The following is a 25,992-nucleotide window of genomic DNA, read 5'->3' on the forward strand; positions in this document are numbered from 1 at the left end:
CTGCCGCCGTGGCAGTCCGAGTGGTTCCATCCAACCTACCACTGTCATGGAGTCAGCATGAACCGCAGCGACGTCACCGACCTCATCATCGAAGCCAAGGTCACCCGCGGCATTGCCTGGGCGCAGGTGGCCGAACGCGTCGGCCGCAGCAAGGAATGGACAACCGCGGCGTGCCTGGGCCAGATGGCATTCGACGCCGCCGGCGCGCGCGCGGTGATGGAGCTGTTCGGGCTGCCGCCCGAGGCCGAGCCCTGGCTGCGCGAGGTGCCGTACAAGGGCTCGCTGCCGACGCAGGTGCCGGCCGATCCGCTGATCTACCGCTTCTACGAACTCATCAGCGTGTACGGCACCACGTTCAAGGCGCTGATCCATGAAGAGTTTGGCGACGGCATCATGAGCGCGATCGACTTCCGCATGGACCTGCAGCGCGAGCCCGATCCCAACGGGGACCGGGTGCGCATCGAGATGTCGGGCAAGTTCCTGCCCTACAAGACTTACTGATGGGCGACCGCGCGCACGGGCGGCAGCGCAAGCGACACGCCATAGCGCGCCGGATCCAGGCGCATGGTCAGCACGCCCACCAGCGCGGCGCAGGCCAGGTGGTACCACCAGCCGGCGGCGAAGCCGCCGGTGCGTTCGTGCAGCATGGCGGTGATCCAGGGCGCCAGCGACGCCAGCAGGAAGCCGCCGCCTTGCATCAGGGCGCTCAGCGCGCCGGCGCTGTCGGGGTCCGGCAGGTGGTCCAGTGCCACCACCAGGTATAAGGCAAAGCAGCCACCGAGGCCGGCGCCGCCGATCACGGCCCACGCGTGCGGCGCGGCGTCGGGCCACAGCGCCAGTCCACCGAAGCCCGCCACCTGCATGACCAGTGCCAGCGCCATCCAGGCGCGGCGGTCCAGGCTGCGCGCGGCCAGCACCGGCAGCAGCAGCGCCGCGGCGGCCTGCGCCACCGCCATCAGCGCCACCAGCGACCCGCTCGCCGAAGCGCTCCAGCCGTGGTCCTGGTAGAACGGTGCGAGCCACGCCACCAGCGACGCATAGCCGCCGTTCATCACGCCAAAGCAGGCCATCAGCAGCCAGGTGCGCGGACGCCGCAACAGCGCGCGCGTTGCCCTCGCCGGGCGGCTTGCCGGCACCGCGGGGCCGCGCGCCGCGGTGCGCGGCAATGCCACCCAGGCCAGCGCCAATGCTGCCAGCGCAGGCACGGCCCACAGCGCCAGCGCATCGCGCCAGCTGCCGGCCAATGCCGTCACGTAGGGCGACAGCTGCGCGCCGAGCGCACCGCCGCCCATCAGCGCGGCGGAGTACAGCCCCATCACCGGCGCCACGCGCCCCGGGAATTCCTGCTTGACCAGGCCCGGGCAGGCGGCCTGCACCACGGCCACGCCCAGCCCGCACAGCGCGGCCGAGGCGATCAGCCAGGTGCCGTCCGCCACGCCCAGCCGCAGCGCGCAGCCGGCACCGAGCAAGGCCAGCGCGCCCAGCACCGCGGTGCGCGCACCCAGCCGCTCGCGGATGGCCGGCCCGAAGAATGCGCCCGCGCCCATCAGCAGCATCGGCAGCAAGGTCAGCCAGGCCATGCCCTGGTAGCTCAGGCCGGTGCCACTGCGGATGGCCGGGGCCAGCGGCCCCACCGCGGTCAGGAACGGCCGCAGGTTCAGGCCGATGCCCGCGACCGCGGCCAGCACCAGCCAGCGCGGGCCGTAGAGCTGCGCCGCAGAGAGGTCGACCGCCACCCGCGTGAGCGGCAGCGGCGGCGGGTTCAGCGACAGGCGCAGTGCCTGGTAGGCGGCCTCGCTCGACATGCCGTAGGGCGCGGCATCGTGGTTGTCGAAGGCGTAGTAGACCGCCTGCACGCCGGCCATGGTCATCGCCGCCAGGCACATCGGGCAGGGGTGGCCGCTGGCATAGACCACGCTGCCGCGCAGGTCGGGGCGGCCCAGCTTGCGCGCGGCGGCGCGCACCGCCTCCATCTCGGCATGGGTGGTGGGGTCGTGGCTGTGGACGATGTCGTTGACGCCGGTGGCGACGGCCTCGCCGTCGAGCACCAGCACGGCACCGAAAGGGCGCGCGCCACGGTCACGGTTGGCCGCGGCAAGGCGAACCGCCTCGCGCATGAATTCCTGGTGAGTGGTCATGGTTGGCAAAGAAGTGAGTGCATGCTCGCGAGTCGGGCGGCATGGGTCTTCGTGGGGCTTGCCCGGCAGTTGTGGGACGCGGGCCGGGGCAGCGTGCAACTGTACGCCGGGGCTTGGTAATTGGGAAATTAAATGATGAAATCGCCGGCAGTGGAGAAACTAATGGATAACCGGCCATGCAGGACCCTCGCCTCGATCCCGTACTGCTGCAGAGCTTTGTCGCCGTGGCCGAAAGCGGCAGTTTTACCCGCGCCGCGCAGCGCGTGCACCTGACTCAGTCAACGGTCAGCCAGCAGGTGCGCCGGCTGGAAGACCAGTTCGGCTGCGTGCTGCTGGACCGCGGCGGCCGCTATGTCACCACCACGCCCGAGGGCGAGCGCCTGCTGGGCTACGCGCGCCGCCTGCAGCAGCTGATGGCCGAGGCGGTGGGGCAGCTGCGCCAGAGCGCCGGCCAGGGCGAGATCCGCATCGGCGTGCCCGAGGACTTTGCCGCGCGGCCGCTGACGCCGGTGCTGGCCGGGTTTGCCGATGACTGGCCTGGCATGCGGCTGGAGGTGACCAGTGGCATGAGCCATGAGCTGTGGCAGCGCTTCCAGGACCGGGAACTGGACCTGGTGCTGGTCAAGCAGCGGGTCGGGCAGGCGCCGGGGCTGGCCAGCTGGCCCGAGCCGCTGTGCTGGATCGACAGCCGCAGCCGTCCGGCGGTGGCGCGCGACCCGGTGCCGCTGGTGGCGTTTCCGGTGGGCGGGCTGTACCGCGGCGAGATGACGCACGCGCTCGACGCCGGCGGACGGCGCTGGCGTGTGGCCTTTGTCAGTGCCAGCCTGGCCAGCATCCTGGCCGCGGTGGCCGACGGCCTGGGCGTCACCCTGCTGCCGCGGCGCCTGGCCACGGCTCAGCACCAGGTGCTGGAGGACGGCGGCTGGCCCGCCGCGGTGCCCGACGTCGAGCTCAGCCTGCACGCGCAGCCGGACCTGCCGGCCGCGGCGCGCGACATGGCCGCGCGGCTGGCCGCGCTATGCGAGACCGTGATGGGGTCGGGCGCGCCGCCCGCGGATCAGCCGAAGAACTCGTTGTAGTAGCGGGTGCAGGTGCCGGCCGGGCGGAAGGTGTATGGCAGCTCGGCCATTGCCGCGGCTTCCAGCGAGCCGAACGGGATGTCGGGCGCGGCCAGGGGGCCGGCTTCGGGGGCGGACTGATGGTCGGGGCGCGCAAGCTCGGCGCGGGTGTTGGATGGCGAAGTCATGTCAGGCTCATTCTCAAGGGTCGGGCACTGCACCCGGCAACTGCGGATCGGCGTTGTCAACGCGTGCAGCCATCCTAATGCTGCAGCGCGGCGCAGTCAGCCACCCCAGCCTGAACACACTGTTGCGCAATCGCGCCCAATCGGGGCGACTTGCCCGGCGTTGCGAGCGCCTGGCTGCCGCCGGCGACTTGCGCCAACGCCGTCCGCGGCAGGGTCTATATTGGCTGAGGGTTGCCTGCGCCGCTTGCTTTGCGGGCAGCGCGGGCCTGAGTGCCGCTGACCTTCCGGAGCGTGCCATGTCGTTGCCTCCATGCTTTACCGATCGCCGCGAGGCTGGCCAGTACCTGGGCCGCCGCCTGGCCGAACTGGGTTTTGGCGCCGCACAACTGGGCCAGCCCGCGCTGGTGCTGGCGCTGCCGCGCGGCGGGGTGCCGGTGGCGTTCGAGGTGGCGCGCGCGCTCGACGCGCAGCTGGACGTGCTGCTGGTGCGCAAGATCGGCGCTGCCGGCTATCCCGAGCTGGCGCTGGGCGCGGTGGTGGAGGGCGATGCCGGCGGCGGCGGCCCGCACACGGTGGTCAATGACGATCCCTGGGCGCGCCGCGCCGTGGAAAGCGGCAGCTTCGATGCCGAGCGCGGCCGCCAGCTCGACGAGATCGCGCGGCGCCAGCGGCGCTATCGCGGCGGTGCGCCGGTGCCGGAGCGCGCCGGGCGCACGGTGATCGTGGTCGATGACGGCGTGGCCACCGGCGCCACCATGCGCGCCGCGCTTGAAGGCGTGCGCATGGCCGGGGCGGCGCGGGTGGTGGCGGCCACGCCGGTGGGGTCGGAGCAGGGGCTGGCCAGCCTGTCGGCCGCGGCCGACGAGGTGATCTGCCTGAACACGCCCCCCAGCTTCGGCGCGGTTGGCGCCTTCTACCTGGATTTCTCCCAGACCAGCGATGAAGAGGCGCTGGCCCTGCTGCGCGCGGCGGCGCCGCCGCCTGCGCGCTGAGGTTCGCTCAGCCCTTGCCCAGGCGCGCCTTCAGGTGCGGCACCAGCCCGCCGGCGGCCAGGATCGCGCGCAGGAAGTCGGGGATGGGTTCGCACGCGACCAGGCTGCCGTCGTCCAGGCGCAGCTGTGCCGTCGCCAGGTCCAGCACCGCGTGCGCGCCGTCGGCCAGGCGGCAGGTGTCGGCGCAGACCAGCACCGGCAGGCCCAGGTTGATGGCATTGCGATAGAACAGCCCGCCGAAGGACTGCGCCACCACGGCGCCCACGCCGAGCGCGCGCAGCGCCTGCGGCGCCTGCTCGCGCGAGGAGCCGATGCCGAAGTTGGCACCCGCCACCAGCACGTCGCCGGGGCGCACGCTGCCGGGGAACTCCGGGCGCAGCGAGGCCAGGCAATGCCGGGCCAGCACGGGCAGCGGCGATTTCATCAGCACGGCGGGGGCCATGGCATCGGTGTCGATGTTGTCGCCGAAGCGCCAGAGGCGGCCAGTGGGGTCGGGGGCGATAGCAGGGGTCATGCAAGAAGTCTGTCCCGCCAGGCGGGCACGAAGTCAGGTCCGCAGCGTTACTCCAGCAGGGTGCGCGGATCGGTAATGCGGCCGGTGACGGCGCTGGCGGCCACGGTCATCGGCGAGCCCAGCCACACCGCGCTGCCGGCATCGCCCATGCGCCCGGAGAAGTTGCGCGCCGTCGACGCAATCGCGCGGCTGCCCGCCGGGAAGCGCGCCGCGCCATAGCCGGCGCAGGCGCCGCAGGCGTTGGGCAGCAGCGTGGCGCCGGCGTCGGTCAGGATGCCAAGCGTGCCCTCCTGCTCGGCCAGCAGCTGGTCGCGGCGCGAGGCCGGCGCCACCTGCAGGGTCACGCCCGCTGCCACGCGGCGCCTGCGCAGCACGCGCGCGGCCATGCGCAGGTCTTCCAGCTTGGCGCCAGTGCAGGCACCCAGGTAGGCGATCTGCACGGGCTCGCCGGCGGCCTGGTCTACCGGCGCGCTGTTGGCCGGAGAGTGCGGCGCCGCCACCTGCGGCACCAGTGCCGCGGCGTCGAAGCGGTGTGTGGCCAGCACCGGCGCATCGGGGTCCGTGCGCCAGTGGGCCAGGTCGATTGCGGCCAGCGTCTGCGCCGGCACGCCGGCCTCGGCCAGCCAGCCGAGCGTGACCGCGTCGGGCGCCACCAGGCCGGTCTGCGCGCCCAGCTCGGCGCTCATGTTGGCCAGCGTCATGCGCTCCTGCATCGGCAGCGCGGCGACGGCGCTGCCGGTGTACTCCAGCGCCTCATAGCGGCCGCCGCCCATGCCGAGCGTCGCGCACAGGAACAGCATCATGTCCTTGGCGCAGACGCCCGCTGCAAGCTGGCCGTCCCATTGCAGCCGGATGGTATTGGGCACGCGCAGCCAGATCTCGCCGGTGGCCAGCACGCCGGCCATCTCAGTCGCGCCCACGCCGAACATATAGGCGCCGAAGGCACCGCCGGTGGGGCTGTGGCTGTCGCCGCCGACAATCAGGCGGCCCGGCAGCACATGGCCGCGCTCGGGCAGCACCACATGGCAGATGCCTTCGGCGTCGATGAAGTGGGCGCCGGACTGGCGCGTCCAGTCGCGCGTGAAGCGCAGAATCGACTCGGCCTGGGCATCGCCGCCCGGCACGAAATGGTCGGTCACCACCACATAGCGCGACGGGTCCCAGACCCCGGTGCCAAGCTCTTCCAACAGCGGCGCCACGCGGCGCGGGCCGCTGGAGTCGTGCGACATCGCCAGGTCGACCCGGCAGATCACCACCGTGCCGATCTCCGCATGCGCCAGCCCGGCGGCGCGCGCAACCAGTTTCTGCGCCAGCGTGGCGGGAGTGTGGCTCATTCCGGCGAGGCTCCCGAATACTTGACCACGGCGGCCCAGCGCCTGACGTCCTGCTTCACGAAGGCGGCGAAGGCGTCGGGCGGCGTGCCCATCGGCTGCGCCCCGTCGTTCTCCAGGCGCTTGCGCACCGCGGGCGTTTCCAGCCCCTTGCGCGCGGCCTGGTACAGCGCCTGCGTGACTTCGTGCGGCATGCCGGCCGGACCGAACAGGCCGAACCACGCGCTCGATTCAAAGCCCTTCACGGTGGCGCCGATCGGCGCCGCGCCCGGGAACTGCGGCAGGGCCGCGGGGCTGGTCACGCCCAGCACCTTGAGCTTGCCCGCGCGCACATGCGGCAGCACGTTGATGGTGCTGGCGAACATCAGGTCGCACTGGCCCGCCAGCACGTCGGTGAGCGCGGGCGAGGTGCCCTTGTACGGAATGTTGACGATATAGGTGCCGGTCATCATCTTGAACATGTCGCCGGCCATATGCAGCGACGACCCCACCGAGCCGATGGCAAAGTTCAGCTTGCCCGGTTCGGAACGCGCCAGGCGGATCAGCTCGGGCACATTGCTGGCCGCCAGCTTAGGCGTGGCCACCAGCACGCTCGGCACGGTGGCCACCAGCGTGATCGGGGTGAAGTCCTGCACCGGGTCGAACGGCAGCTTCTTGTACAGGGTGGCGTTGATGGTGTGGCTGGTGAAGCTCATCAGCAGCGTGCTGCCGTCCGGCGCGCTTTTGGCGACCAGGTCGGCGGCGATATTGCCGCCGGCGCCGGGGCGGTTCTCGACCACCACCGGCTGGCCGAGCTCCTGGGACATTTCCTGGGCGATGGTGCGCGCCAGCGTGTCGGTGGTGCCGCCGGCGGGCGCGCCCACCAGGATCCGGATCGGCTTGCCGCCGGCCACCTGGGGTTGCCCCTGGGCCGCGGCGGACAGCGGCAGGGCCAGCGCGCACACGGCCAGGCTGGCCATGGCCAGGCGCTGCACTGCGGCGCGGCGGGGGATCGAAGGCAGACGGGTCGGGCTGGACGGGACCAGGCAGAACACGGGCATGGCGACGGCTCCTCGCTTGATGTGATCAGAGATGCGCAGTATCGCCCGGAACGTTACGTGGCGCATCCCTGGCTGCGCCGCCTGCGGGAAGTCGGCGGCGGTCCGCGGGGTCAGTCGCGCAGGCCCGGGCGGGTTTCGCTTTCCACCCAGACGTTGGCGCTGTCGACGCCGGCCGGCGACAACTCCATGCGGTATTCATAGCGGTCCGGGCGGTACTGGCCGAGCAGCAACTGGACCGGGCGCCCGGCCGCGTCCTTGACCACGCGGCGCACCGCCAGCAGCGCGCCGCCTACCGGCACGTCCAGCAGCGGCGCCACCACCACGTCGGCCAGGCGCGCGGACAGCACCTGGCTGGCACGGCCCAGCTTCACGCCGCCGGCCTCCAGCAGCCGCAGCACCGGCCGCTCTTCCAGGGACTGGCGCGTGATCGGCCGGCCCAGGTCGGCGGGCAGGTAGACCGTGATATGCGACAGCGGCCGGTTGCGGTAGTGGCGCACGCGCACGATCTTCACCACCGGATCGCCCGGCTCGATCTGCAGCGATTCGGCCACATCGGGCGTGGCATGGACTTCGTCGATCGAGATCACCTTCACCGACGTCTTCTGGCCCATGTCGATGATGTTGTCGAGCAGGCTGGTGCCGCGTTCCTCGCCGGCCGCCGTCGCCGGGCGCACCGGATGCGGGTTGACGAAGGTGCCAAGCCCGCGGTGGCGGCGCACCAGGCCTTCTTGCACCAGGCGGTCGAACACGCGCCGCATGGTCACGCGCGAGGCGTGGAACTGCTTGGCCAGGTCGATCTCGCCCGGCAAGGGGCCCTGGCCGAAGCGGCCTTCCACGATCTGCTGGCGCAATACCACGTAAATCTGGTGATACAGGGGAACGACGGCTTCACTCATGGTTTCCCTTGCGGAGAGATGACAAGTCTGTAATGCCTCTAATGTACTTTAAATCAGACATAGAGCCTAGCATGGTTAGCCGCAGTGGCGCTTGCGGGACAACGCCGCCGGCGCAGTGTTGCAGCGACGCATCCCGTTTCCGCCAAGGCCCCTTGGCTGATTGCGCCAGTGCGGGTGAAGTCGGTTTGGCGCCGCTGCATGCGGTGAAGGGGCGGACAACGCCGGTGCGGTGGAGCGGGTTTGCGCCGGGCGGCGAGAACATGACATCGGGGCGCCGCTGCTGCAATGTGGGATGCCCCGCACGGGCGGCGGTGACGGCACCCTCGGTGTCGTGTTTCAGTCCCGATACGTAAGGTCGCGCCTCGGGTAAGTCCTGACTGCCTGCATAAGGTATTGAAAAATAAAGCGTTTTCCGACCACCCCGGACCCCCCTCAGGTGGGCTGGGAGTGGCCGTGTCACAGCGATGTGACATGTCGTCTGCCGTGCACAGCGGCGAGGGCGGTAGTGGTCGCGCAAAGCCGCGGAAAGTTCCCGTCAGGGTGCCGGGCAGGCCTTGTAATACAAGGAGTTGGCGCCGCAGGTGGCGAAGCTGGCACCGAATATGCGCAGGGGGAGTCTGGTTTGGCTGGGTGCCGGACCTGAACCTCCAGCCGTTGTTCCTCGCAAGAGCGCCGGCCAGAGGCTGAGCCGCTGTGACACTGTGCAATTCTCCTGGGAGCTTTGTATGAAAAAGACACTTCTTGCGTCGGCCATCGCGCTCGCATTTGGCGGGCAGGCATGGGCAAATCCGACCAACAATAATCACAAGGTCTGGGATGGCAACAACAACCAGACGGCGACAGCCACCTCGACGCAGAGTGGCAGCGGTGCAGCGGCGAACGAATATTCGACCGCAGTGCAGGCCAATGACAGCAGCACCAACACGAAGGTCACCACCAAGACCAAGACCACGACCAACTCGCACAACAAGAGCAAGATCGACTTTGACCATGGCGTAGGCAACGCAGGCGCCAACGGTGGCAGCGCCACCTCCAGCGTCAACAACGCCTTCAACACCAGCAAGGCACTGGCCATCAGCAAGCTGAACGGCACGGTTTCCAACAACAGCATTGGCCCGATCGGCAACTATGCCAATAACTGGGGTAACGCCAATGGTGCAGCCGGCGGTCGGGGCGGCAACGGCTATGGCGGTACCGGCGAAGGCGGGCGCGGCGGCAATGGCGGCAACGGCGGCGGCGGCGGCAGCGGCGGCTCCGGTGGCAATGCTACCAACGGCAGCGCAACCAATGGCTCCGCTACCAACTACGGCGCCCAGGCTGGTGATGGCGGCAACGGCGGCAAGGCGATTGGCTGGGCCGGCGATGGCGGTGACGGCAAGGCACGTGGCGGCAGCGCGCTCTCCGCAGCGGGGAGCAAGGGCGGCAGCGGCGGCGATGGCTATGGCAAGGGCGGCGGCGCTCTGAGCGCATCGCTCGGCGCAGGCGGCCGTGGCGGCAGTGCCGGCGCGATCGGCGGTGGTGGCCTGGGTGCCAGCGGCGCCCTGGGCGGCTTTGCGGGCTCCGCCGGTGGTTCGGGTGGCAGCAGTGGCAATGCCAACGGTGCGGGTGCCGACGCCACAACTGGCGGCGCGGGCGGCGCAGGCGGTGCCGCGACCGGTACCAACACGGCTGGTGCAGGCACCGGTTCGGGCGGCGCAGGTACCGCGAGTGGCGGTGCGGGCGGTGCCGGAACCGCGGCTGCAGGCGCAAACGGCGGTGCCGGCAGTGGCCCCGGCGGTGCCGGTGGCGCGGGCGGCGCGGCGACCTCGACGGCAACGGCGGGCGCGGCAACCGGCACTGGCGGTGCAGGCGGCTCGCAAGCCAGCGTTGGCGGCGCGGGTGGTGCTGGCGGTTCGGCCTCGAACGGCAGCGCAACGAGCTCGGCATCCAACGGCAGCTCCACGGCTGGCAACGGTGCGGTGGGTGCTGCTGGCGGAGCCGGCGGCGCGGGCGGCACCGGCAATGGCGGCACTGGCGGCACCGGTAACGGCGCAGTCGGCGGCGCGGGTGGTGCTGGCGGCTACAACCTTGTCGACGCGGGCACCTTCAATATGTCCAACACCATGACCAGCGTTGGTCAGACGGCGGCGGGCATCATGATGGCCAACCAGAACAGCGGCGCTGCTTCGCTGGTGCAGCAAAGCGTGAACGTACAGGCCAACTTGCAGGTCGGCGGCAGCCGGTAAGGCGCGCAGCCACGGTCCGGCCCGGGCCTTGTGCCCGGGGCGGACCGGCAGCTCGCACTCATGCCGGCAGGACCGGCGCCCGCATCCTGTGTGCGGGCGCGCGGGTCCTGTCATGCCTAAGCAAGCCTGATTGCCGTGCAGCCGCCCGGATGGGGACGGCCCGCAGGCAAGGGGAGACGACATCATGCAATCGGCCCGCTTCGCCGTCGGGGCATTCGCGACGGTCTTACTCGCCTGGCCAGTGCTGCAGGCACACGCCGAGCCGCCAGGGCTGGACGCCACCATGACCGCGGCGCGCGCTGCCTCTGGCACGGCGCCGGACACGGCGGCAACCACCACCGCGCAGCCGGCGGCCGCAACTTCCTTGTTCGGAGGGGTGGCGAAAGCCGTACCCGTGTCTAAACTGGATGACATCCGTGGCGGCGCCGAGATCACGGTCAACGATATGCGCCTGCACGGTACCGTGGCCGACAACGCCGCGGTCAATATTCTGTCCGGCACCAACAACATCGCGGACGGGGCCTTCTCGAATGCGGCAGGGATTCCCACCGCGATCCAGAACTCGGGCTCCAACGTACTGATCCAGAACGCCACTATCGTCAACGTCCAGTTCAAGCAATGAAGCCGCTGCGAAACCTGTGGGCGTCTGTACCGTTCTTGCTGGCCGCGGGGGGCGTTCCATGTGCCCAGGCTGCCGACACCCTGATATACGGGCCGGTCGGCGAATCCTACAACGTCCGGGTCACGAGCGTGCGCGAGGCTCGCTTCAAGTCCACGATCCGGCAGCAGTTCGACTTCAGCTGCGGCTCGGCCGCGGTGGCCACGCTGCTGAGCTACCAGTATGGCCATCCGATGAACGAGGCTACGGTCTTCCAGAACATGTACCTCAACGGCGACCAGCAGAAGATCCGCGCCGAGGGGTTCTCGCTGCTCGACATGAAGCGCTTCCTGGGAGCGCTCGGCTATGAGGCCGACGGCTACGAGCTGCCACTGTCCAAGCTGGAAGAGACGCAGGTGCCGGCCATCGTGCTGATCGTGGAGAATGGTTACCACCATTTCGTGGTGGTCAAGGGCGTGAAGGGCGACCGCGTGCTGATCGGCGATCCCGCACGCGGCACGCGCGCGATGTCACGCGAGCATTTCGAGCAGATCTGGGACAGCCAGCTGCTGTTCGTGATCCATAACCGCACCGAACGGGCGCGGTTCAACCTTGCAGCCGACTGGCGCGTTGCGCCGAGCGGTCCTTACTGGATGGGAGTCAACCGGGATAGCTTGTTCTTCACCGTCATGCCCAAGCATGGCGCGGGCGATTTTTGAGGAACGCATCATGTTGCAGACTTCCTTCCCGACCCCAGCAGCCCCTCGCAGCGCCGGTCATGCGGCCGCGGCGATGCTGCTCGGGGCCGGTTTGGCCTGTGCCGGCACGGCGCAGGCCACCATGCTGCCACAGCCCGACGCCCTCGACGCGTCGGCGCTTCCATTGCAGGGGGCCATGCCCTCGAGCGACGGGCAGGACCAAAACCCTCTGGCTGCCGCACGCGGCAGCATGGCCGGCTGGAAACCGGTAGCACACGAAAAACTCGACGACATGCGGGGCGGCTTCGAAGTGCCGGGCCTGCAGGTTTCGTTCGGTATCGAACGCGCGGTGTACATCAACGGGGCCCTGGTGGTTGCCACCAGCATTAACATCCCCGATGTCAGCCGTATCACCGCCGACCAGGCTGCGCGGCTTGCCTCGACGCTGGGCCCGGCCATCGTTGCCAGCACCAATGCGGCGGTCGCCAACGCGCTGGCGGCGGCGGGCGCGGCCGGTTCGGATGGGAGCGCCACCTCGGCGGCCAATGGCGCCTCGGCCAGCAGCACCGGCACGTCCGGGGCCGGTTCGGGCGCCAGCGGTGCGGCGGGCTTGCCGGCGGCGGTGGTGAATACGGCCACCGGTCAGGTCGTGAGCAATGGGCTGTTGAACGTGATCCAGAACGGCCCGGGCAATGCGGCATCGGTGGGATCGCTGGCGGGGACGCCAACGACCGTGATCCAGAACACCTTGAACAACCAGAGCATCCGGAGCCTGATGACAATCGACGCAAGCGTAAATACGCTGCAGGCATTCCGGTCGCAGTTGGCCAACACCACGCTGAACAACGCGCTGATGCGGGCCGCAAGCATGAGGTAGTCGTAGCGAGGCATCGGGCAGTACAGGTCGCAGGCTCCTGCAAGAACAGCCTGCCGTCCCGGGGGAGGAAGACGTCATGAAGAAGCGGTCGATGCAGGGCATTCGCAATGCGGGATGCTCGACGTTACTGTTGCTCGGCGGCCTGGCGCAGGCCCAGACGCCGCCGGATGCGGGACCACCCGCAGCCGGACTGGAAGCACTGCAGAAGGAGCTTGCCGAACAGGCCACCCAGCTCGACGCCATGAAGCGGGCGCTGGCCGAACAGGAGGCGCTGATCCGCGAACTGCGTAACGTGATCGGCACCGAGGTGCTGGCCAACAAGCGCGGCGGCCAGCGCGCGGGGCCAGGCGTGTCGCCGTCCGACAATGCCACCAACGCCGCTACCGCGGCGGCCGCTGCCAGCGCCACCCAGTCAGCGCCCAACGCGGTCAACAACCCGCAGCAGATCATTCTCCAGCCACCGCAGGACATGGCCCAGGGTCCGCAGGCGGGCGAGTCCGCCGACCGGCAGACCGTGGCCCTGGAAGAACCCGTGGGCCGCCCGCCGGAGGAAGACCGCCGTCCGCCTGAGATCGCGCCGATCATCGACCAGCCCGGCGTGCTGACCGCCCAGGGCAAGCTGGTGATCGAGCCCGGCTTCCAGTACGGCTATTCGTCCAATAACCGCGTCGCGCTGGTCGGCTACACGGTCATCCCGGCCATCCTGATCGGCCTGGTCGATGTGCGCGAAGTCAAGACCTCGACCTACATCCCGTCGGTAGCGTTTCGCTACGGCCTGACCAAGCGGCTGGAAATCGAAGCCAAGGTGCCTTACGTGCACTCATCGGGCCAGACAGTCAGCCGCGAGGTCTTCACCGGCACGGCCGTCGACCGCGTGTTCAATGCGAGCGGCAGCGGTATCGGCGACGTCGAGGCGACGGTGCGCTACCAGCTCAACTACGGCAACGAGAAGATTCCGTACTTCGTCGGCTGGCTGCGCTACAAGTCCAATACCGGCACCGACCCGTTCGAGGTCGTGACCGACTGCGTGACGCGCTGCGTGGGCAATGCCACCGGCACCGGCCTGCCGCTCGGGTTGCCCACCGGCACCGGCTTCCAGGCGATCCAGCCCGGCATCACCTGGCTGCTGCCGACCGACCCGGCGGTGTTCTTCGGCACCTTCAGCTACCTGCACAACTTTGCGCGCGACAACGTGAGCCGCACCGTGCTGAACGGCGAGAAGGAGAATCTCGGCAAGATCGCCCCCGGCGACATTTTCGAGTTCAGCTTCGGCATGGGCCTGTCGCTCAATGAGAAGGCGTCGTTCAGCATCGGCTATGACCAGGCCATCATCTGGCCGACCAAGCAGAACGGCCAGACCGTGCCGGGCTCGGTGCGCGTGACCCAGGGCACCTTGCTGGTGGGCTATTCGTACCGCTTCAACAACCGCTACACGGTGAACCTTTCAGTGGGTGCGGGGCTGACGCGCGACACCCCCGACCTGCAGGTGAACCTGCGCCTGCCAATCACTTTCTGACGCGCTTTGCTGCGAATTTCCGCCTGACGTGACGCGTGCCCCGCATGTGCGGGGGCACGTGCGCATCACATCCGCGGCGAGGGTGTGCAGGCACGGAAACGCGCCTTGCGCTGGCCCCTTGAACGGCGTACAAAGAAATAACCCCGCGCCGCCAGCGGTACTTTCTGACCAGGCTCAAACTCACCGGCGGTGCGGCCTGAAAAAGGAGAGAGACATGCGCAAACGCATCTTCTGGTTGTTGCCCGACCTGGCGAGTGCCCGTCGCACCATGGACGACCTGCTGCTTGCCCGGCTCGAGAACCGCCACATCCACTTCGTGGCGCGCGACGGCTCCGACATGACCGGCCTGCATGAAGCCAACCTGTTCCAGACCTCCGACATCGTGCATGCCGCCGAGATGGGCTTGATGGTCGGCGGCGGCGTGGGCGTCGTGGCCGGCGTCGTGGTGGCGATGTTCCCGATCGTCAGCGACACCCCGCAGTGGGGCCTCGTCGGCGTGCTGGCGGTGCTGGGCGCGGTGTTTGGCGCGTGGGCCTCGAGCATGATCGGCAGTTCGGCACCCAACAGCCGGCTGCGTGCATTCGAGAAGGACATCGAGGCCGGCAAGATCCTGCTGATGGTCGACGTGCCGCGCAGCCGTGTCGAGGAAATCGAAACCCTGCTCGCGAACGCGCATCCGGAAGCCAGCTTTGCGGGGTTGGACCCGGCTGTGCCGGCTTTCCCCTGAGCCGTCGGCGTATCGTCGCTTATTGTCGTTCAACGCGGTCGCATGTCTTTCCGCGCGCCCTTGCGGCGCGCCCTGACGCGCATCCTTTAGCGCGCCCCGGCTCGCACCGGAACCGCCTTCGCGGTTCCGGTGTGATGCCGCTGCAACACTCCGATCTTTCCCGGTTTGCCCCCATGAGACGCATGCGGTAACTTGCGTAACGGCGCGCGGCCGTGCATGCCGCGCCGCCATACACAATGAAGGACAGCCGCACAGGCGCAAGGGGTCGAGACAATGAAAGCGAAATGGATCGCGTGCGGCATGCTGGCCGCCACGCTGGGATGGGCCGCACAGACGGCCCTGGCGGAACCGGGCGTGACCCGCAACACCATCCGCATCGGCCAGTCGGCCGGCGTCACCGGTCCGGTGGCCGGTTCGGTCAAGGAGCAGATCGCCGGCGCGCAGGTGTACCTGCGCACCATCAACGCCAGCGGCGGCGTGGCCGGGCGGCGCATCGAGCTGGTGACCCACGATGACGGCTTCGATGCCAAGCGCACGCCCGACAATGTGCGCAAGCTGATCGACGAGGACAAGGTGTTCGCGCTCTTCATGGTGCGCGGCACGCCGCAGAACGAAAGCATCCTGCCCATCATCGCCGCGCAGAAGGTGCCGCTGGTGGCGCCGCTGACCGGCGCCATCACGCTGCACCGGCCGGTCAACCGCTACGTGTTCAATGTGCGCGCCAAGTACCAGGACGAGGTGGCGCGCGCGATCAACCACCTGGCCACCTCGGGCATGAGCCGCATCGGCATCTTCTACGCCAACGACGGTTTTGGCCGGGACGTGCTCGAAGGCTACAGCGCCGCGCTGCAGGCGCGTGGGGTGCAGCCGGCGGCGACGGCAAGCTTTGCCCGGCCCATGGGCGATATCACCCAGAGCGTGGCCGCCATGAACAAGGCCAACCCGCAGGCGGTACTGGTGATCGGCTCGGGCTCCGAGGCGGCGCGCATCATCCGCGAGCTGCGCCGCGCAGGCAGCGAGGCACAGTTCGTCACGCTGTCCAACAACGCCGCCGATTCCTTTATCCGTGAACTGGGCGACGATGCGCGCGGGCTGATCATCACGCAGGTGGTGCCGGGCACCAACTCCAGCCAGATGACGCTGGCCAGCGAATACCGCAGCCTGGCCAAGCAGCAGGGCGTGGAGCCGTCCAACGCCGGCATGGAGGGCTTCATGTCGGCCAAGGTGCTGGTCGAAGGGCTGCGCCGCGCCGGCCCCGACCTGACGCGCGAGCGCCTGGTCACGGCGCTGGAAGGCATGCGCGACTACGACCTTGGCGGCATCCTGATCAGCTACAGCGCCGAGCGCCATACCGGCTCGTCGTTCGTGGAAATGTCGATCGTCTCGTCCACCGGCAAGCTGATCCGCTGAAAGCCGCGGATAGGGGGGCTGCGGTATAGTCCCCCGCATGGCTACTCCTACCCTCTCCCCCGATTTCCGTACCCCGTTCTCGCTGCACGGCCGCGTGGCGCTGGTTACCGGCGGCGCGCAGGGCCTGGGCCTGGCGATTGCCGCCGGGCTGGCCGACGCCGGCGCCCATGTGCTGGTGGTGGCGCGCAATGCGCAGCGCGTGCAAGCGGCCGTCGCCGCGCTGGCCGCGCGCGGCGGCAGCGCCGAGGCGCTGGTGCTCGATATCACCGATGAAGCCGCCGTGGCTGCCGCGTTCGACCGCATCGACGCCGCCCATGGCCGGCTCGACATCCTCGTCAACAATGCCGGCGCGCGCAACCGCAGCACCATGGCGCAGCTCGATGCCGGCGACCTGCGCGCCATGCTCGAGACCAACCTGGTGGCGCCCTACGCGCTGTGCCGGCTCGCCGCGCAGCGCATGCGCGGCGGCGATTACGGGCGCATCGTCAATGTGAGCTCGATTGCGGGCCAGGTCGCGCGTGCCGGCGACGTGCTCTACCCCGCCACCAAGGGCGGCCTGGATGCGCTCACGCGCGCCATGGCGGCCGACCTGGGGCGGCACGGCGTCACCGTCAATGCGATCGCCCCGGGCTACTTCGCTACCGAGCCCAACCAGCCCATGGTCGAGGACGAGAGCGTGGCCGAGTGGCTGCGCCAGCGCACCTCGCTGGGCCGCTGGGGCCAGCCGGAGGAAGTGGCGGGGGCGGTGGTGTTCCTGGCGTCGCCGGCCGCGTCCTATGTCACCGGGCAGGTGCTGGCCGTGGACGGCGGCTATCTCGGGCACTTCTGAGCCGTCGTCGGCGGCAAGGCGTACCCAATTCTGCGTGCCGCTCCTGGCGGGTTTTCAGCGCCGCGCGGGCGGCTTGCCGCCGCGGTAGAACGCCTGCAGGCAGTCGATCATCGCGGCTGCAGCGGCCGAGTCGCCGCGGTCCTTGAGCCGCACCAGGCAGATATCGCGCACCAGCGACGGCAGCTGCAGTGGCCGGATCGCCAGCCCCTCGCGCCGGAACTGAAACAGCGCCAGCGACGGCACCGCGCTCACGCCCAGCCCCGCCTGCACCAGCGCCGCCACCGTCGCCAGGTGCTCCACCTCCATCACGCTGGTCAGGCGCAACGGATGCAGCGCGGCGTCCAGGTGCTGGCGCACGCTGGTCGTGCGCGACAGCTGGATAAACGGCAGGCCCGCCAGCATCTGCGGCGTGATGCGGCGCTTGCGCGCCAGCGCATGGTCCGCCGGGCACACCAGGTGGAAGGTGTCGCGCACCAGCGGCTCCACGCGCAGGTCTTCGTCCTGGGCCGGTGCCGGGGCCAGCGCAAAGTCGGCGCGGCCCTGGCGGACCAGTTCGATGCAGCCGTCGGCGAGCTGGTCGAACAGCTCCAGCGCGATGCCCGGATACAGCGCGCGGAACTGCGCCAGCAGCGGCGGCAAGTCGCCGCCGGCCAGCGACGGCAGCGCCGCGATCGACACCCGCCCCTTGCGCCGCTCGGCGTGCGCGCGCAGGTCCTCGAACGCGGTTTCGAAATCGGCCAGCAGCCGGCGCGCAGTCTGCTCGAAGCGCACGCCGTCGCTGCTCAGCTCCACATGCCGCGTGGTGCGTTCGAACAGCCGGCTGCCGGCTTGTTCCTCCAGTGTCTGCACCAGCGCGCTGAAGGCCGATTGCGACAGGTGGCAGGCGCGCGCCGCGCGCGTGAAGTTGCGGTAGGTGGCCAGCGCCACGAAGGCGCGCAGGTGCTTGACCGAGAGGTTCATGGGCTGGCGGATTTATCCACTAAGTCGATAGATTAATCCAAATAATCCGTTTTTTGGCTGGACGTACCAGCCCTAGAATGGGATCGACCCCACCAACGACCTGCCCCCGACCATGACTGCTCCCTTGCTGATCGGCTCCGGCGCCGGCTTCTCCGGCGACCGCACCGATGCCGCGCTGCCGGTGGTGCGCACGCTGATTGCCTCCGGCCAGCCGGCCGCGCTGATCTTCGAGACCCTGGCCGAGCGCACACTCGCGCTGGCGCAGCTGGCGCGGCGCAACGATCCCGCGCAGGGCTACGAGCCGCTGCTCGATGCGCTGCTGGTGCCGGTGCTGGGCCTGTGCCTGCAACACCGCATTCCCATCGTCGGCAATTTCGGCGCCGCCAATCCGCGCGCCGCGGCGCGGCGCGTGCTGCAGCTGGCGCAGGAACTGTGCCTGCCCGCGCCGCGTGTTGCGGTAGTGGAGGGCGATGACCTGTCCGACGATGCGGGACGCGCGCGCTTGCACGGCATTCTTGGCGATGCATTCGACGCCGATCGCTTCGTCTGCGCCAACGCCTATATCGGCGCGCAAGGCATCGCCGAGGCGATCTCCGCCGGCGCCCAGGTGGTGGTGTGCGGACGCGTGGCCGATCCGGCGCTGGCCGTGGGGCCGGCGATGGCGCACTTTGGCTGGTCGTGGGACGACTGGGACCGCCTGGCCGCCGCGACCATGGCCGGCCACCTGCTTGAATGCGGGGCGCAGGTCAGCGGCGGCTACTTTGCCGATCCCGGCATGAAGGACGTACCCGATGTGCATGCGGTGGGCTTCCCGATCGCGCAGCTGGCCGAGGACGGCGGCATCGAGATCTTCAAGGCCGCCGGCACCGGCGGCTGCGTCGACCTGCGCACGGTCAAGGAGCAGCTGCTGTACGAGGTCCACGATCCGGCCGCGTACCTGACGCCTGACGTGGTCGCAGATATTGGTACGGTCACGGTCACGCAACTGGCCCCCGACCGTGTGGCGGTGCGCAATGTGCGCGGCCATCCCCGCCCGGCGCAGCTCAAGGCCAATGTGTTCAGCCACGGCGGCTGGCTGGCCGAGGGCGAAATCTCGTACGCCGGCCCCAATGCCGCCGCCCGCGCGCGGCTGGCCGCCGACATCCTGCGCCGGCGCATGCAGCTGCTGGGCCATGACGCGCCCATCCGCTTCGACCTGATCGGCGTGCTCAGCGTGCTGGCCGACGATGGCGGCGCCATGTTCGCCCAGCGCCAGCCGCATGAGCAAGCGGCGCAGGACGTGCGCCTGCGCGCCGCGTTGGCGCACGACGACCTGACGGTGGCGCAGGCCCTGCAGCGCGAGGTCAATGCGCTCTATACCTGTGGCCCGGCCGGCGGCGGCGGCGTGCGCACCGCGCAGCGCGCGCGCCTGAATGCGGTGTCGTGCCTGGTACCGCGCGAGGCCGTGACGGCCACGCATAGCTTCATCGCCTGAGGAGGTCCGACCATGACTGACACTGCCGCGCTCTACCAGTTCGCACACGGCCGCACCGGCGACAAGGGCAACCGTTCCAACATCAGCGTGATCGCCTACGACGCGCGCGACTACGACCACCTGGTCGAGCACGTGACCGAGGACGCCGTGCGCGCGCTGTTCCGCGAGCGCCGGCCCACGGCCGTCACGCGCTACCTGGTGCCGTCGCTGCAGGCGATGAACTTCGTCCTCGATGGCGTGCTCGATGGCGGCGTCAACGACGCGCTCAACCTCGACACGCATGGCAAGGCGCTGTCGTTCCGCCTGCTGCAGCTTGAGATCCCCGTGCCGCCGCGGCTCGTGTCCGGCACCGCTGCTAGCCACTGATCCACCGCTTCACACCGACAACGACTTCTACAGGAGACCACGATGTACCCATTTCTCAAGCCACTGGCCGTCGCCGCGCTTGCGCTGATCCTGCCCGCGGGGCAGGCCTGGGCCGAGTTCCCGGACAAACCGATTCGCTTCGTGGTGCCGTTCGCCGCCGGCAGCGCCACCGACCAGCTGGCGCGTGCCATTGGCCAGGCCATCACCGTGGACAGCAAGGTCACCGTGGTGGTCGACAACAAGCCGGGCGCGAATGGCTTCATCGCCGCGTCGGACGTGGCCAAGGCCGCGCCGGACGGCTACACCGTGCTGATCAGCACCAACACCACGCATGCGGCCAACGAGCACCTGTTCAAGAAGCTGCCCTACGACCCGGTCAAGGACTACGCGCCGATCACCGCGCTGGGCCGCGGCGGCCAGATCATGGTGGTCAACCCGCAGGTGCCGGCCAAGACCGTGGGCGAGTTCATCGCGCTGGCAAAACAGCAGCCGGGCAAGCTCAGCTTCGGCAGCGGCAGCTCGTCGTCGCGCATTGCCGGCGAGCTGTTCCAGCAGATGGCGCATGTGGAGTTGCTGCACGTGCCGTACAAGAGCAACCCGCTGGCCATCACCGACCTGCTCGGCAACCAGATCCAGATGATGATCACGGACACGGCCACCGGCCTGCCGCAGGTCAAGAGCGGCAAGCTGCGCGCGCTGGGGGTGTCGGGCAAGACGCGCTCGCCGCTGGCGCCGGACGTGCCCACCATCGACGAAGCCGGCGTCAAGGGCTACGAGATGAGCTACTGGTTCGCGGCCTATGCGCCCGCCGGCACGCCGCAGCCGGTGGTGGCGAAGCTCAATGCGATGATGGTCAAGGCCGCGCGCGGCGATAGCGCGGCTGGCTTCTACAAGTCGACCGGCACTGAGGTGTTCACCAGCACGCCCGCGGAGCTGGCGAAGTTCCAGTTGCAAGAGTCCGGCAAGTGGGGACGCATCATCAAGGCGGCGAATATCCAGCCGGAGTGAACGCAGGGCAGCGCAAGCTCCCATGCATGGAAAACGGGGCCAAACGGCCCCGTTTTTTACGCAGAAGTAGGTACGCTTTGGTGCTTGCGGCCTTGATGGACAAGGGCCGGCTAAGATATGCCTGGCCGCGCGGCCTTGCCGCTCCGGCCTACTCCTCGACAATACCAACCAGAACAGGAACAGGATATGAAGCAGCAGTCCGTGGTGTGCCATGCAACCTTACATCCCGGCCGTCCCCCGGGGCTGCGCCAGGCCGTATTCCGTGCCGCCATCGCCGTCACCATGGGGGCCGCCGTGCTTCCCGCCATCGCCACTGCGCAGACCGCCACGCCGCCGGCGCAGCAGAAGACCCAGGTGCCGGGCTACTACCGCATGATGGTCGGCCAGCTCGAGGTCACGGCGCTCTATGACGGCTACATCGACCTGGACCCGAAGATCCTCAGGTACACCAGCGCGCGCGAGGTGCAGAGCCTGCTGGCGCGGGTGTTCGTCGAATCGACGCCAGGCATGCAGACCGCGGTCAACGCCTACCTGATCCATACCGGCAGCCACCTGGTGCTGGTCGATACGGGCGCGGCAGCCTGCTTCGGGCCCACGCTCGGGCGCATCGGCGAAAACCTGCGCGCGGCGGGCTACGCGCCGGAACAGATCGACACCGTGCTGCTGACCCACCTGCACGGCGACCACGCCTGCGGCCTGGCCGCCAACGGCAAGGCGGCCTTCCCGAACGCAACCGTCTATGTCGACAAGGCCGATGCCGACTACTGGCTCAGCGAAGCCAATGCCGCCGCCGCGCCGAAGGAGGCGCAGGGCCTGTTCGCCATGGCGCGCGCCGCGGTCGCGCCGTACCAGGCGGCGCAGCGCTTCCGGCCCTTCAACGGCGGCGCCGGTGTCGAGCCCGTTTCCGGTGTGCGCGCGGTGCCGGCCAATGGCCATACTCCGGGCCACAGTGGCTACCTGTTCACCTCGGGCAAGGACAGCCTGCTGCTGTGGGGCGACATCGTGCACAGCCATGCGGTGCAGTTCCGCCGCCCGCAAGTGGCGATCGAGTTTGACGTGGACAGCAAACAGGCCGTGATCACGCGCCAGCGCATCCTGGCCGATGCCGCCAAGGGCCGGCTGTGGGTGGGGGGCGCGCATATGCCTTTCCCGGGCCTTGGCCATGTGCGCCGCGATGCGGCCGGGTATGCATGGGTGCCGGCCGAATTCGGTCCGATCCGCAACGACCGCTAGCCGTCCACGCACGGCCGTCGCTTTTCGCCTAGAGTCATCCCAGCGGCCCGTATGACGTACGGGACGGGTGGTCGTGTCTACTGCGGAGGATTTGCGATGAACGCCAAGGCATCCCGCTTCGATCCTGCCCGCCGCCGCTGGCTTGGTGCCGGCGCCGCGGCCCTGGTGCTGGCCGTGCCCCTGCCGCGCGCCGCGCGCGCCCAGCCTGGGCCGGCGGCCAGCCGCGAGGCCGCCGCGCAGCGCATCGGCGTGATCGGCTCGGGCCGCATCGGCGGCACGGTGGGCGGGCTGTGGGTCAAGGCCGGACACCCGGTCCTGTTCTCGTCGCGGCACCCGGAGGCACTCAAGCCGCTGGTGGAAGAATTGGGTACGCTGGCGCGCGCCGGCACCGTGGCCGAGGCGATTGCGTTCTCTGACGTGCTGTTCCTGGCCACGCCCTACGGCGCGCTGCCGCAGCTCAGCCGCGACCATGCCGATGCCTGGCGCGGCAAGATCGTGCTCGATGCCACCAATGCCTATGAGCACCGCGATGGCCCGATCACCGAGGAGGCCAGGCGTGACGGCATCGGCATCACCACCGCGCGCTACCTGCGCGGCGCGCGCGTGGTGCGGGCCTTCAACTTCATGGGGGCGGCACAGTTTGCCAGCGAGCACCACCGGGCGGGCGGCCTGGTGGCGGTGCCCATTGCCGGCGACGACAAGGCCGCGCTCGATGTGGCCGCGCAGCTGGTGCGCGATGCGGGATTCGAACCGGTGGTGGTGGGGCCGCTGGCGAGCGCGGATCGCTTCGCACCGGGCGGGCCGCTGTTCCGGCAGGTGGGTACGGCCGAAGAGTTCCGGCGCAAGATGGGCGCCCGCTGACGCTGCGCCGGGCGCGCTGGCGCATCAGGGCCGGCGCCGCTCCATTGCCACCATCGACGGCGTAAAGCCGAGCTGGCCGAAGAATGCGGCTTCGGAGGAACGCGCCGCGCGCAGCATCCAGGTGATGTCGGGGTCGTTGCCCACGATGTGCCGCACCAGGGCGCGGCCGATGCCGCGCCGGCGGTGGCTGGGCGCGACGGCAACCATCGACAGGAAGCCGTCGCAGACGTCGTCGCACAGTGCGCGGGCAAAGCCGACGATCTCGCCGTGCTCCACCGCCACGACCACCCGTTGGGAGTTGGCCACCAGCCGTGCGAATTTCTCCGGGCCGCCCACCCGGTGGGCCCAGCCGTTGGCGATCAGTAGTTGTCTGGCTGCCTCGATGTCGTCAGGCAACAGGTTACGGATTTCCATCGGCGGCTCTCCCAGTAAAGCGTGTACGGCCCCTCGCCGCCCCCTGCCACGAGGGGCGCCGCGAGTCGAGAACGGCACGGGAACCCGTGCCGCGCAATTGGCGGAGTGTAGCGAGCGGGCGCGGGCGCGTCAATTTGGCTTCCGGCGGGGTCGGGTGCTGCTCACGCCGGCGCGCCGGCGCGGTATCATGGCCTCCATGAACGCCCCCGTCTTTTCCTCCGCACATCCGGCCGATCAGCTTGCCGAGTTCACCGACGCGGATGCGGCGATCGCGCGCATCCGCGACATCTACGAAGCTTCTGTCGGCGCCGTGCGCGCGCGCTTCGATGCCTTCGCCAGCGGCAAGCCGCTGCCCTCGGCCGCGCATGCGTGCTATCCGTACCTGGGCATCTCGGTCAATATCGAGACCATGGTCACCGACAGCCGGCCGTCATGGGGCACGGTGGCCTACCCGGGCGTGTATGGCACCACCGTGACCCGCCCCGACCTGCTGGCGGACTACTACCGCGACCAGATCGAGCGGCTGATGCGCTATCACCGCGTGCCTGTGGTGGTAGGGCTGAGCCGGCGCCCGATCCCGCTGCCGTTCGTGATCGAGGCTTCGACCACCGACATCAGCTACACCCAGGCGCGCGAGCTGGAGGCATCGTTCGTGCTGCCCGAGCTGAGCCGCATCGACGACGGCATCGCCAACGGCACCTATGAGCCGATCCCGGGCGAGGCCTGGCCGCTGTCGCTGTTCCCGGCCGAGCGCGTGGACCTGGCCCTGCAGCGGCTGTACCACTACACCGGCACGGCACCGCAGCATTTCCAGCGCTTCGTGCTGTTCACCAACTACCAGCGCTATGTCGACGAGTTTGTCGAGCTGGGCCGGGGCCTGATGGCCAGCAGCGACGGCGGCGGCTACACCCGCTTTGTCGAACCCGGCGACGTGATGCAGGAACTGGGCGGCGCGGAACCCGACGACGCCTCGCGCCCGCGCGCGCTGCCGCAGATGCCGGCCTATCACCTGGTGCGCGAAGACAAGCTGGGGGTGACGCTGGTCAATATCGGCGTGGGACCGTCCAACGCCAAGACCATGACCGACCACCTGGCCGTGCTGCGCCCGCATTGCTGGCTGATGGTGGGCCACTGCGGCGGCTTGCGCCGCTCGCAGCAGCTCGGCGACTACGTGCTGGCGCACGCCTATGTGCGCGACGACCACGTGCTCGACCACGACTTGCCGCCGTGGGTGCCGGTGCCGCCAATCGCCGAGATCCAGGTGGCCTTGCAGGAGGCCGTTGCGCGCGTGACCGGGCTGTCCGGCAACGAGATGAAGACCCGCATGCGCACCGGCACGGTGGTCTCGACCGACGACCGCAACTGGGAGCTCAAGTCCAAGTCGCTGTATGCGCGCTTCAACCAGTCGCGCGCGATTGCCATCGATATGGAAAGCGCGGCGGTGGCGGCCAACGGCTTCCGGCTGCGCGTGCCCTATGGCACCTTGCTATGCGTGTCGGACAAGCCGCTGCATGGCGAGCTCAAGCTGCGCGGCATGGCCAACGCCTTCTATCGCCAGCGTGTCAGCCAGCATATGACCATCGGGCTGGAGGCGATCCGCATCCTGCGTGAGAACGGGGTGGAGCAGCTGCATTCGCGCAAGCTGCGCAGTTTCGACGAGCCGGCGTTCCGGTAGGTCGGCACCCGCGCTCATCCGGAAAAGCAGAAGGCCGGCGCCTGATTGGCGCCGGCCTTTTGCATGGCACTGCAGGATCAGAAGCGGTAACCCACCCCCATGCTGAACAGCCACGGATCCAGGTTCACCTTGGATACCTTGACATCCCCCGCCTTCACATCGCTCGACAGCCAGATCTTCTTGATGTCGGCGTTGAGAAACCAGTTTTTGGTCAGCTTGTAGTCCATGCCGATCTGCAGCGCGGGACCGACGCTCCAGCTATCGAGCTGCAGCGAGTTGTTGGCGATGTCCGCGCCCCAGATGCGGGTGAAGTTCAGGCCCGCGCCGATATACGGGCGGAAGGTGCCGTTGGGGATGAAGTGGTACTGCACCAGCAGCGTCGGCGGCAGATGCTTGAAGGTGCCGACCTTGTTGCCGTCCAGGTAGACGTCCTGCTTCTGCGGCACTGTCAGCACCAGTTCGGCGGCGATGTTCGGCGTGAAGAAGTAGGTGACGTCGAACTCGGGAATCCACTTGTTGTTGACCGTGATGCGGTCCGACGGGCCGACGCCGCCGACGGGGTCGGAGCTGTTGGCCATGTCGAGATAGGTGCCGCGCAGGCGCACCATCCAGTTGCCCTGGGCATCGTCCGCGGCGGCGGCAGGGGTGGCGAAGGCGCCGAGCATGGCGCAGGCGGCGATGGCGGAACAGGTGACCCGGGTGCGGAGAGAGAGTGTTTTCATGAGGTTCTGCTTGGTCTGGTATCAAATCCGGACCCAGTTTGGCCGAGCAGGCCGGGTTGGGCTTTGACCCAAGACAAGTAGAAGGGAACGTGGGCTGGCTGCGTCGCGCAGGCGCTACAGCGAGGAAGGCGCCGTGGTGTGCCAGCTGCGCCGACGCTTCTAAACACATGCGGAATTATTCGTGGCGCGGTGCGATGCTGCCCCTTACGCTGTGCGAAAGATCCGAGCACGCATGCAGCGTG

General features: G+C 69.2%; 26 protein-coding genes and 1 pseudogene. 17 read left to right on the plus strand and 10 right to left on the minus strand.

Annotated elements, in window-relative coordinates; genetic code table 11:
- Positions 1-57 precede the first annotated feature (57 nt).
- On the plus strand, positions 58-501 hold the full coding sequence (gene cynS / locus AC3WRR_RS07755; protein WP_010811104.1) for a cyanase: 444 nt from the start codon (positions 58-60) through the stop codon (positions 499-501).
- Here cynS and AC3WRR_RS07760 read toward each other — a convergent pair.
- Together AC3WRR_RS07760 and AC3WRR_RS07765 are read right to left on the minus strand one after the other, a co-directional pair.
- A complete protein-coding gene (locus AC3WRR_RS07760; RefSeq protein WP_492296652.1) occupies positions 495-1,688 on the minus strand; it encodes a cyanate transporter in 1,194 nt (397 codons plus the stop codon). The genes cynS and AC3WRR_RS07760 overlap by 7 nt on opposite strands.
- 6 nt (positions 1,689-1,694) lie before the next feature.
- A pseudogene (locus AC3WRR_RS07765) lies at positions 1,695-2,138 on the minus strand (nucleoside deaminase); the annotation flags it as partial.
- 176 nt (positions 2,139-2,314) lie between these two features.
- On the opposite strand from AC3WRR_RS07765, the gene AC3WRR_RS07770 reads away from it, so the two are divergent.
- Positions 2,315-3,217, plus strand: coding sequence for a LysR family transcriptional regulator (locus AC3WRR_RS07770; RefSeq protein WP_492296604.1), 903 nt, complete (start codon positions 2,315-2,317; stop codon positions 3,215-3,217).
- Here the strand turns inward: AC3WRR_RS07770 and AC3WRR_RS07775 are convergent.
- Positions 3,196-3,384: a hypothetical protein gene (locus AC3WRR_RS07775; protein ID WP_010811100.1), complete on the minus strand. Its 189-nt coding sequence runs from the start codon at positions 3,382-3,384 to the stop codon at positions 3,196-3,198. The two genes, AC3WRR_RS07770 and AC3WRR_RS07775, sit on opposite strands and share 22 nt — an antisense overlap.
- A gap of 296 nt (positions 3,385-3,680) precedes the next feature.
- Here AC3WRR_RS07775 and AC3WRR_RS07780 point away from each other — a divergent pair, with 296 nt between their 5' ends.
- Positions 3,681-4,376, plus strand: a complete 696-nt coding sequence (locus AC3WRR_RS07780) for a phosphoribosyltransferase (protein ID WP_011616326.1) — start codon at positions 3,681-3,683, stop codon at positions 4,374-4,376.
- 7 nt (positions 4,377-4,383) lie between these two features.
- Here the strand turns inward: AC3WRR_RS07780 and AC3WRR_RS07785 are convergent, their stop codons facing one another.
- The 4 genes from AC3WRR_RS07785 to AC3WRR_RS07800 all read right to left on the minus strand — a co-directional run bounded on the left by AC3WRR_RS07785 (position 4,384) and on the right by AC3WRR_RS07800 (position 8,157).
- Positions 4,384-4,890, minus strand: a complete 507-nt coding sequence (locus tag AC3WRR_RS07785; RefSeq protein ID WP_010811098.1) for a LeuD/DmdB family oxidoreductase small subunit — start codon at positions 4,888-4,890, stop codon at positions 4,384-4,386.
- Between the two features lie 47 nt (positions 4,891-4,937).
- Positions 4,938-6,224, minus strand: a complete 1,287-nt coding sequence (locus AC3WRR_RS07790; RefSeq protein ID WP_011616328.1) for a 3-isopropylmalate dehydratase large subunit — start codon at positions 6,222-6,224, stop codon at positions 4,938-4,940.
- On the minus strand, positions 6,221-7,261 hold the full coding sequence (locus tag AC3WRR_RS07795) for a tripartite tricarboxylate transporter substrate binding protein (protein ID WP_011616329.1): 1,041 nt from the start codon (positions 7,259-7,261) through the stop codon (positions 6,221-6,223). The genes AC3WRR_RS07790 and AC3WRR_RS07795 overlap by 4 nt, the downstream gene beginning before the upstream one ends.
- Before the next feature lie 110 nt (positions 7,262-7,371).
- On the minus strand, positions 7,372-8,157 hold the full coding sequence (locus AC3WRR_RS07800; RefSeq protein ID WP_010811095.1) for a GntR family transcriptional regulator: 786 nt from the start codon (positions 8,155-8,157) through the stop codon (positions 7,372-7,374).
- 725 nt (positions 8,158-8,882) lie between these two features.
- Here AC3WRR_RS07800 and AC3WRR_RS07805 point away from each other — a divergent pair.
- The 8 genes from AC3WRR_RS07805 to AC3WRR_RS07840 all read left to right on the plus strand — a co-directional run bounded on the left by AC3WRR_RS07805 (position 8,883) and on the right by AC3WRR_RS07840 (position 17,037).
- Positions 8,883-10,382 (plus strand): hypothetical protein, encoded by a 1,500-nt coding sequence (locus tag AC3WRR_RS07805; protein WP_439672758.1) that lies wholly within the window; start codon positions 8,883-8,885, stop codon positions 10,380-10,382.
- A gap of 184 nt (positions 10,383-10,566) precedes the next feature.
- The gene (locus tag AC3WRR_RS07810) at positions 10,567-11,004 is read left to right on the plus strand and encodes a hypothetical protein (RefSeq protein ID WP_439672265.1); all 438 of its coding nucleotides are present in this window, start codon (positions 10,567-10,569) and stop codon (positions 11,002-11,004) included.
- Positions 11,001-11,699 carry a C39 family peptidase gene (locus AC3WRR_RS07815; protein ID WP_058697738.1) on the plus strand — a complete coding sequence of 233 codons (699 nt, stop codon included), beginning with the start codon at positions 11,001-11,003 and terminating at the stop codon, positions 11,697-11,699. Before AC3WRR_RS07810 ends, AC3WRR_RS07815 begins: the two co-directional genes overlap by 4 nt.
- 10 nt (positions 11,700-11,709) lie before the next feature.
- On the plus strand, positions 11,710-12,555 hold the full coding sequence (locus tag AC3WRR_RS07820) for a hypothetical protein (RefSeq protein ID WP_011616331.1): 846 nt from the start codon (positions 11,710-11,712) through the stop codon (positions 12,553-12,555).
- Positions 12,556-12,631: 76 nt separating this feature from the next.
- Positions 12,632-14,071: an acetate kinase gene (locus AC3WRR_RS07825; protein WP_010810452.1), complete on the plus strand. Its 1,440-nt coding sequence runs from the start codon at positions 12,632-12,634 to the stop codon at positions 14,069-14,071.
- A 214-nt stretch (positions 14,072-14,285) separates the two neighbouring features.
- The gene (locus AC3WRR_RS07830) at positions 14,286-14,798 is read left to right on the plus strand and encodes a hypothetical protein (RefSeq protein WP_010810451.1); all 513 of its coding nucleotides are present in this window, start codon (positions 14,286-14,288) and stop codon (positions 14,796-14,798) included.
- A 273-nt stretch (positions 14,799-15,071) separates the two neighbouring features.
- The gene (locus tag AC3WRR_RS07835) at positions 15,072-16,208 is read left to right on the plus strand and encodes an ABC transporter substrate-binding protein (protein WP_010810450.1); all 1,137 of its coding nucleotides are present in this window, start codon (positions 15,072-15,074) and stop codon (positions 16,206-16,208) included.
- Between the two features lie 37 nt (positions 16,209-16,245).
- Positions 16,246-17,037: an SDR family oxidoreductase gene (locus AC3WRR_RS07840; RefSeq protein ID WP_492296606.1), complete on the plus strand. Its 792-nt coding sequence runs from the start codon at positions 16,246-16,248 to the stop codon at positions 17,035-17,037.
- A gap of 54 nt (positions 17,038-17,091) precedes the next feature.
- Here the strand turns inward: AC3WRR_RS07840 and AC3WRR_RS07845 are convergent, their stop codons facing one another.
- Positions 17,092-17,997 carry a LysR family transcriptional regulator gene (locus tag AC3WRR_RS07845; protein WP_010810448.1) on the minus strand — a complete coding sequence of 302 codons (906 nt, stop codon included), beginning with the start codon at positions 17,995-17,997 and terminating at the stop codon, positions 17,092-17,094.
- Between the two features lie 112 nt (positions 17,998-18,109).
- On the opposite strand from AC3WRR_RS07845, the gene AC3WRR_RS07850 reads away from it, so the two are divergent.
- From AC3WRR_RS07850 to AC3WRR_RS07870, 5 genes are all read left to right on the plus strand, one after another.
- Positions 18,110-19,471, plus strand: coding sequence for an acyclic terpene utilization AtuA family protein (locus AC3WRR_RS07850; protein ID WP_011616333.1), 1,362 nt, complete (start codon positions 18,110-18,112; stop codon positions 19,469-19,471).
- Between the two features lie 12 nt (positions 19,472-19,483).
- On the plus strand, positions 19,484-19,837 hold the full coding sequence (locus tag AC3WRR_RS07855) for an AtuA-related protein (RefSeq protein WP_010810446.1): 354 nt from the start codon (positions 19,484-19,486) through the stop codon (positions 19,835-19,837).
- 42 nt (positions 19,838-19,879) lie between these two features.
- Complete coding sequence (locus AC3WRR_RS07860) at positions 19,880-20,845, plus strand: Bug family tripartite tricarboxylate transporter substrate binding protein (protein ID WP_010810445.1); 966 nt, start codon at positions 19,880-19,882, stop codon at positions 20,843-20,845.
- Between the two features lie 186 nt (positions 20,846-21,031).
- Positions 21,032-22,078, plus strand: a complete 1,047-nt coding sequence (locus tag AC3WRR_RS07865; protein WP_492296608.1) for an MBL fold metallo-hydrolase — start codon at positions 21,032-21,034, stop codon at positions 22,076-22,078.
- 96 nt (positions 22,079-22,174) lie between these two features.
- On the plus strand, positions 22,175-22,939 hold the full coding sequence (locus AC3WRR_RS07870) for an NADPH-dependent F420 reductase (RefSeq protein ID WP_492293500.1): 765 nt from the start codon (positions 22,175-22,177) through the stop codon (positions 22,937-22,939).
- Positions 22,940-22,963: 24 nt separating this feature from the next.
- On the opposite strand, the gene AC3WRR_RS07875 is transcribed toward AC3WRR_RS07870, so the two are convergent.
- Positions 22,964-23,353 (minus strand): GNAT family N-acetyltransferase, encoded by a 390-nt coding sequence (locus AC3WRR_RS07875; protein WP_010814084.1) that lies wholly within the window; start codon positions 23,351-23,353, stop codon positions 22,964-22,966.
- 187 nt (positions 23,354-23,540) lie between these two features.
- On the opposite strand from AC3WRR_RS07875, the gene AC3WRR_RS07880 reads away from it, so the two are divergent.
- A complete protein-coding gene (locus AC3WRR_RS07880; protein ID WP_011616336.1) occupies positions 23,541-25,028 on the plus strand; it encodes an AMP nucleosidase in 1,488 nt (495 codons plus the stop codon).
- A gap of 77 nt (positions 25,029-25,105) precedes the next feature.
- Here AC3WRR_RS07880 and AC3WRR_RS07885 read toward each other — a convergent pair whose 3' ends face one another.
- Positions 25,106-25,750 (minus strand): OmpW/AlkL family protein, encoded by a 645-nt coding sequence (locus AC3WRR_RS07885; protein WP_011616341.1) that lies wholly within the window; start codon positions 25,748-25,750, stop codon positions 25,106-25,108.
- Positions 25,751-25,992 lie beyond the last annotated feature (242 nt).

This window comes from Cupriavidus sp. FW305-3-2-15-C-LB2, assembly GCF_058787575.1.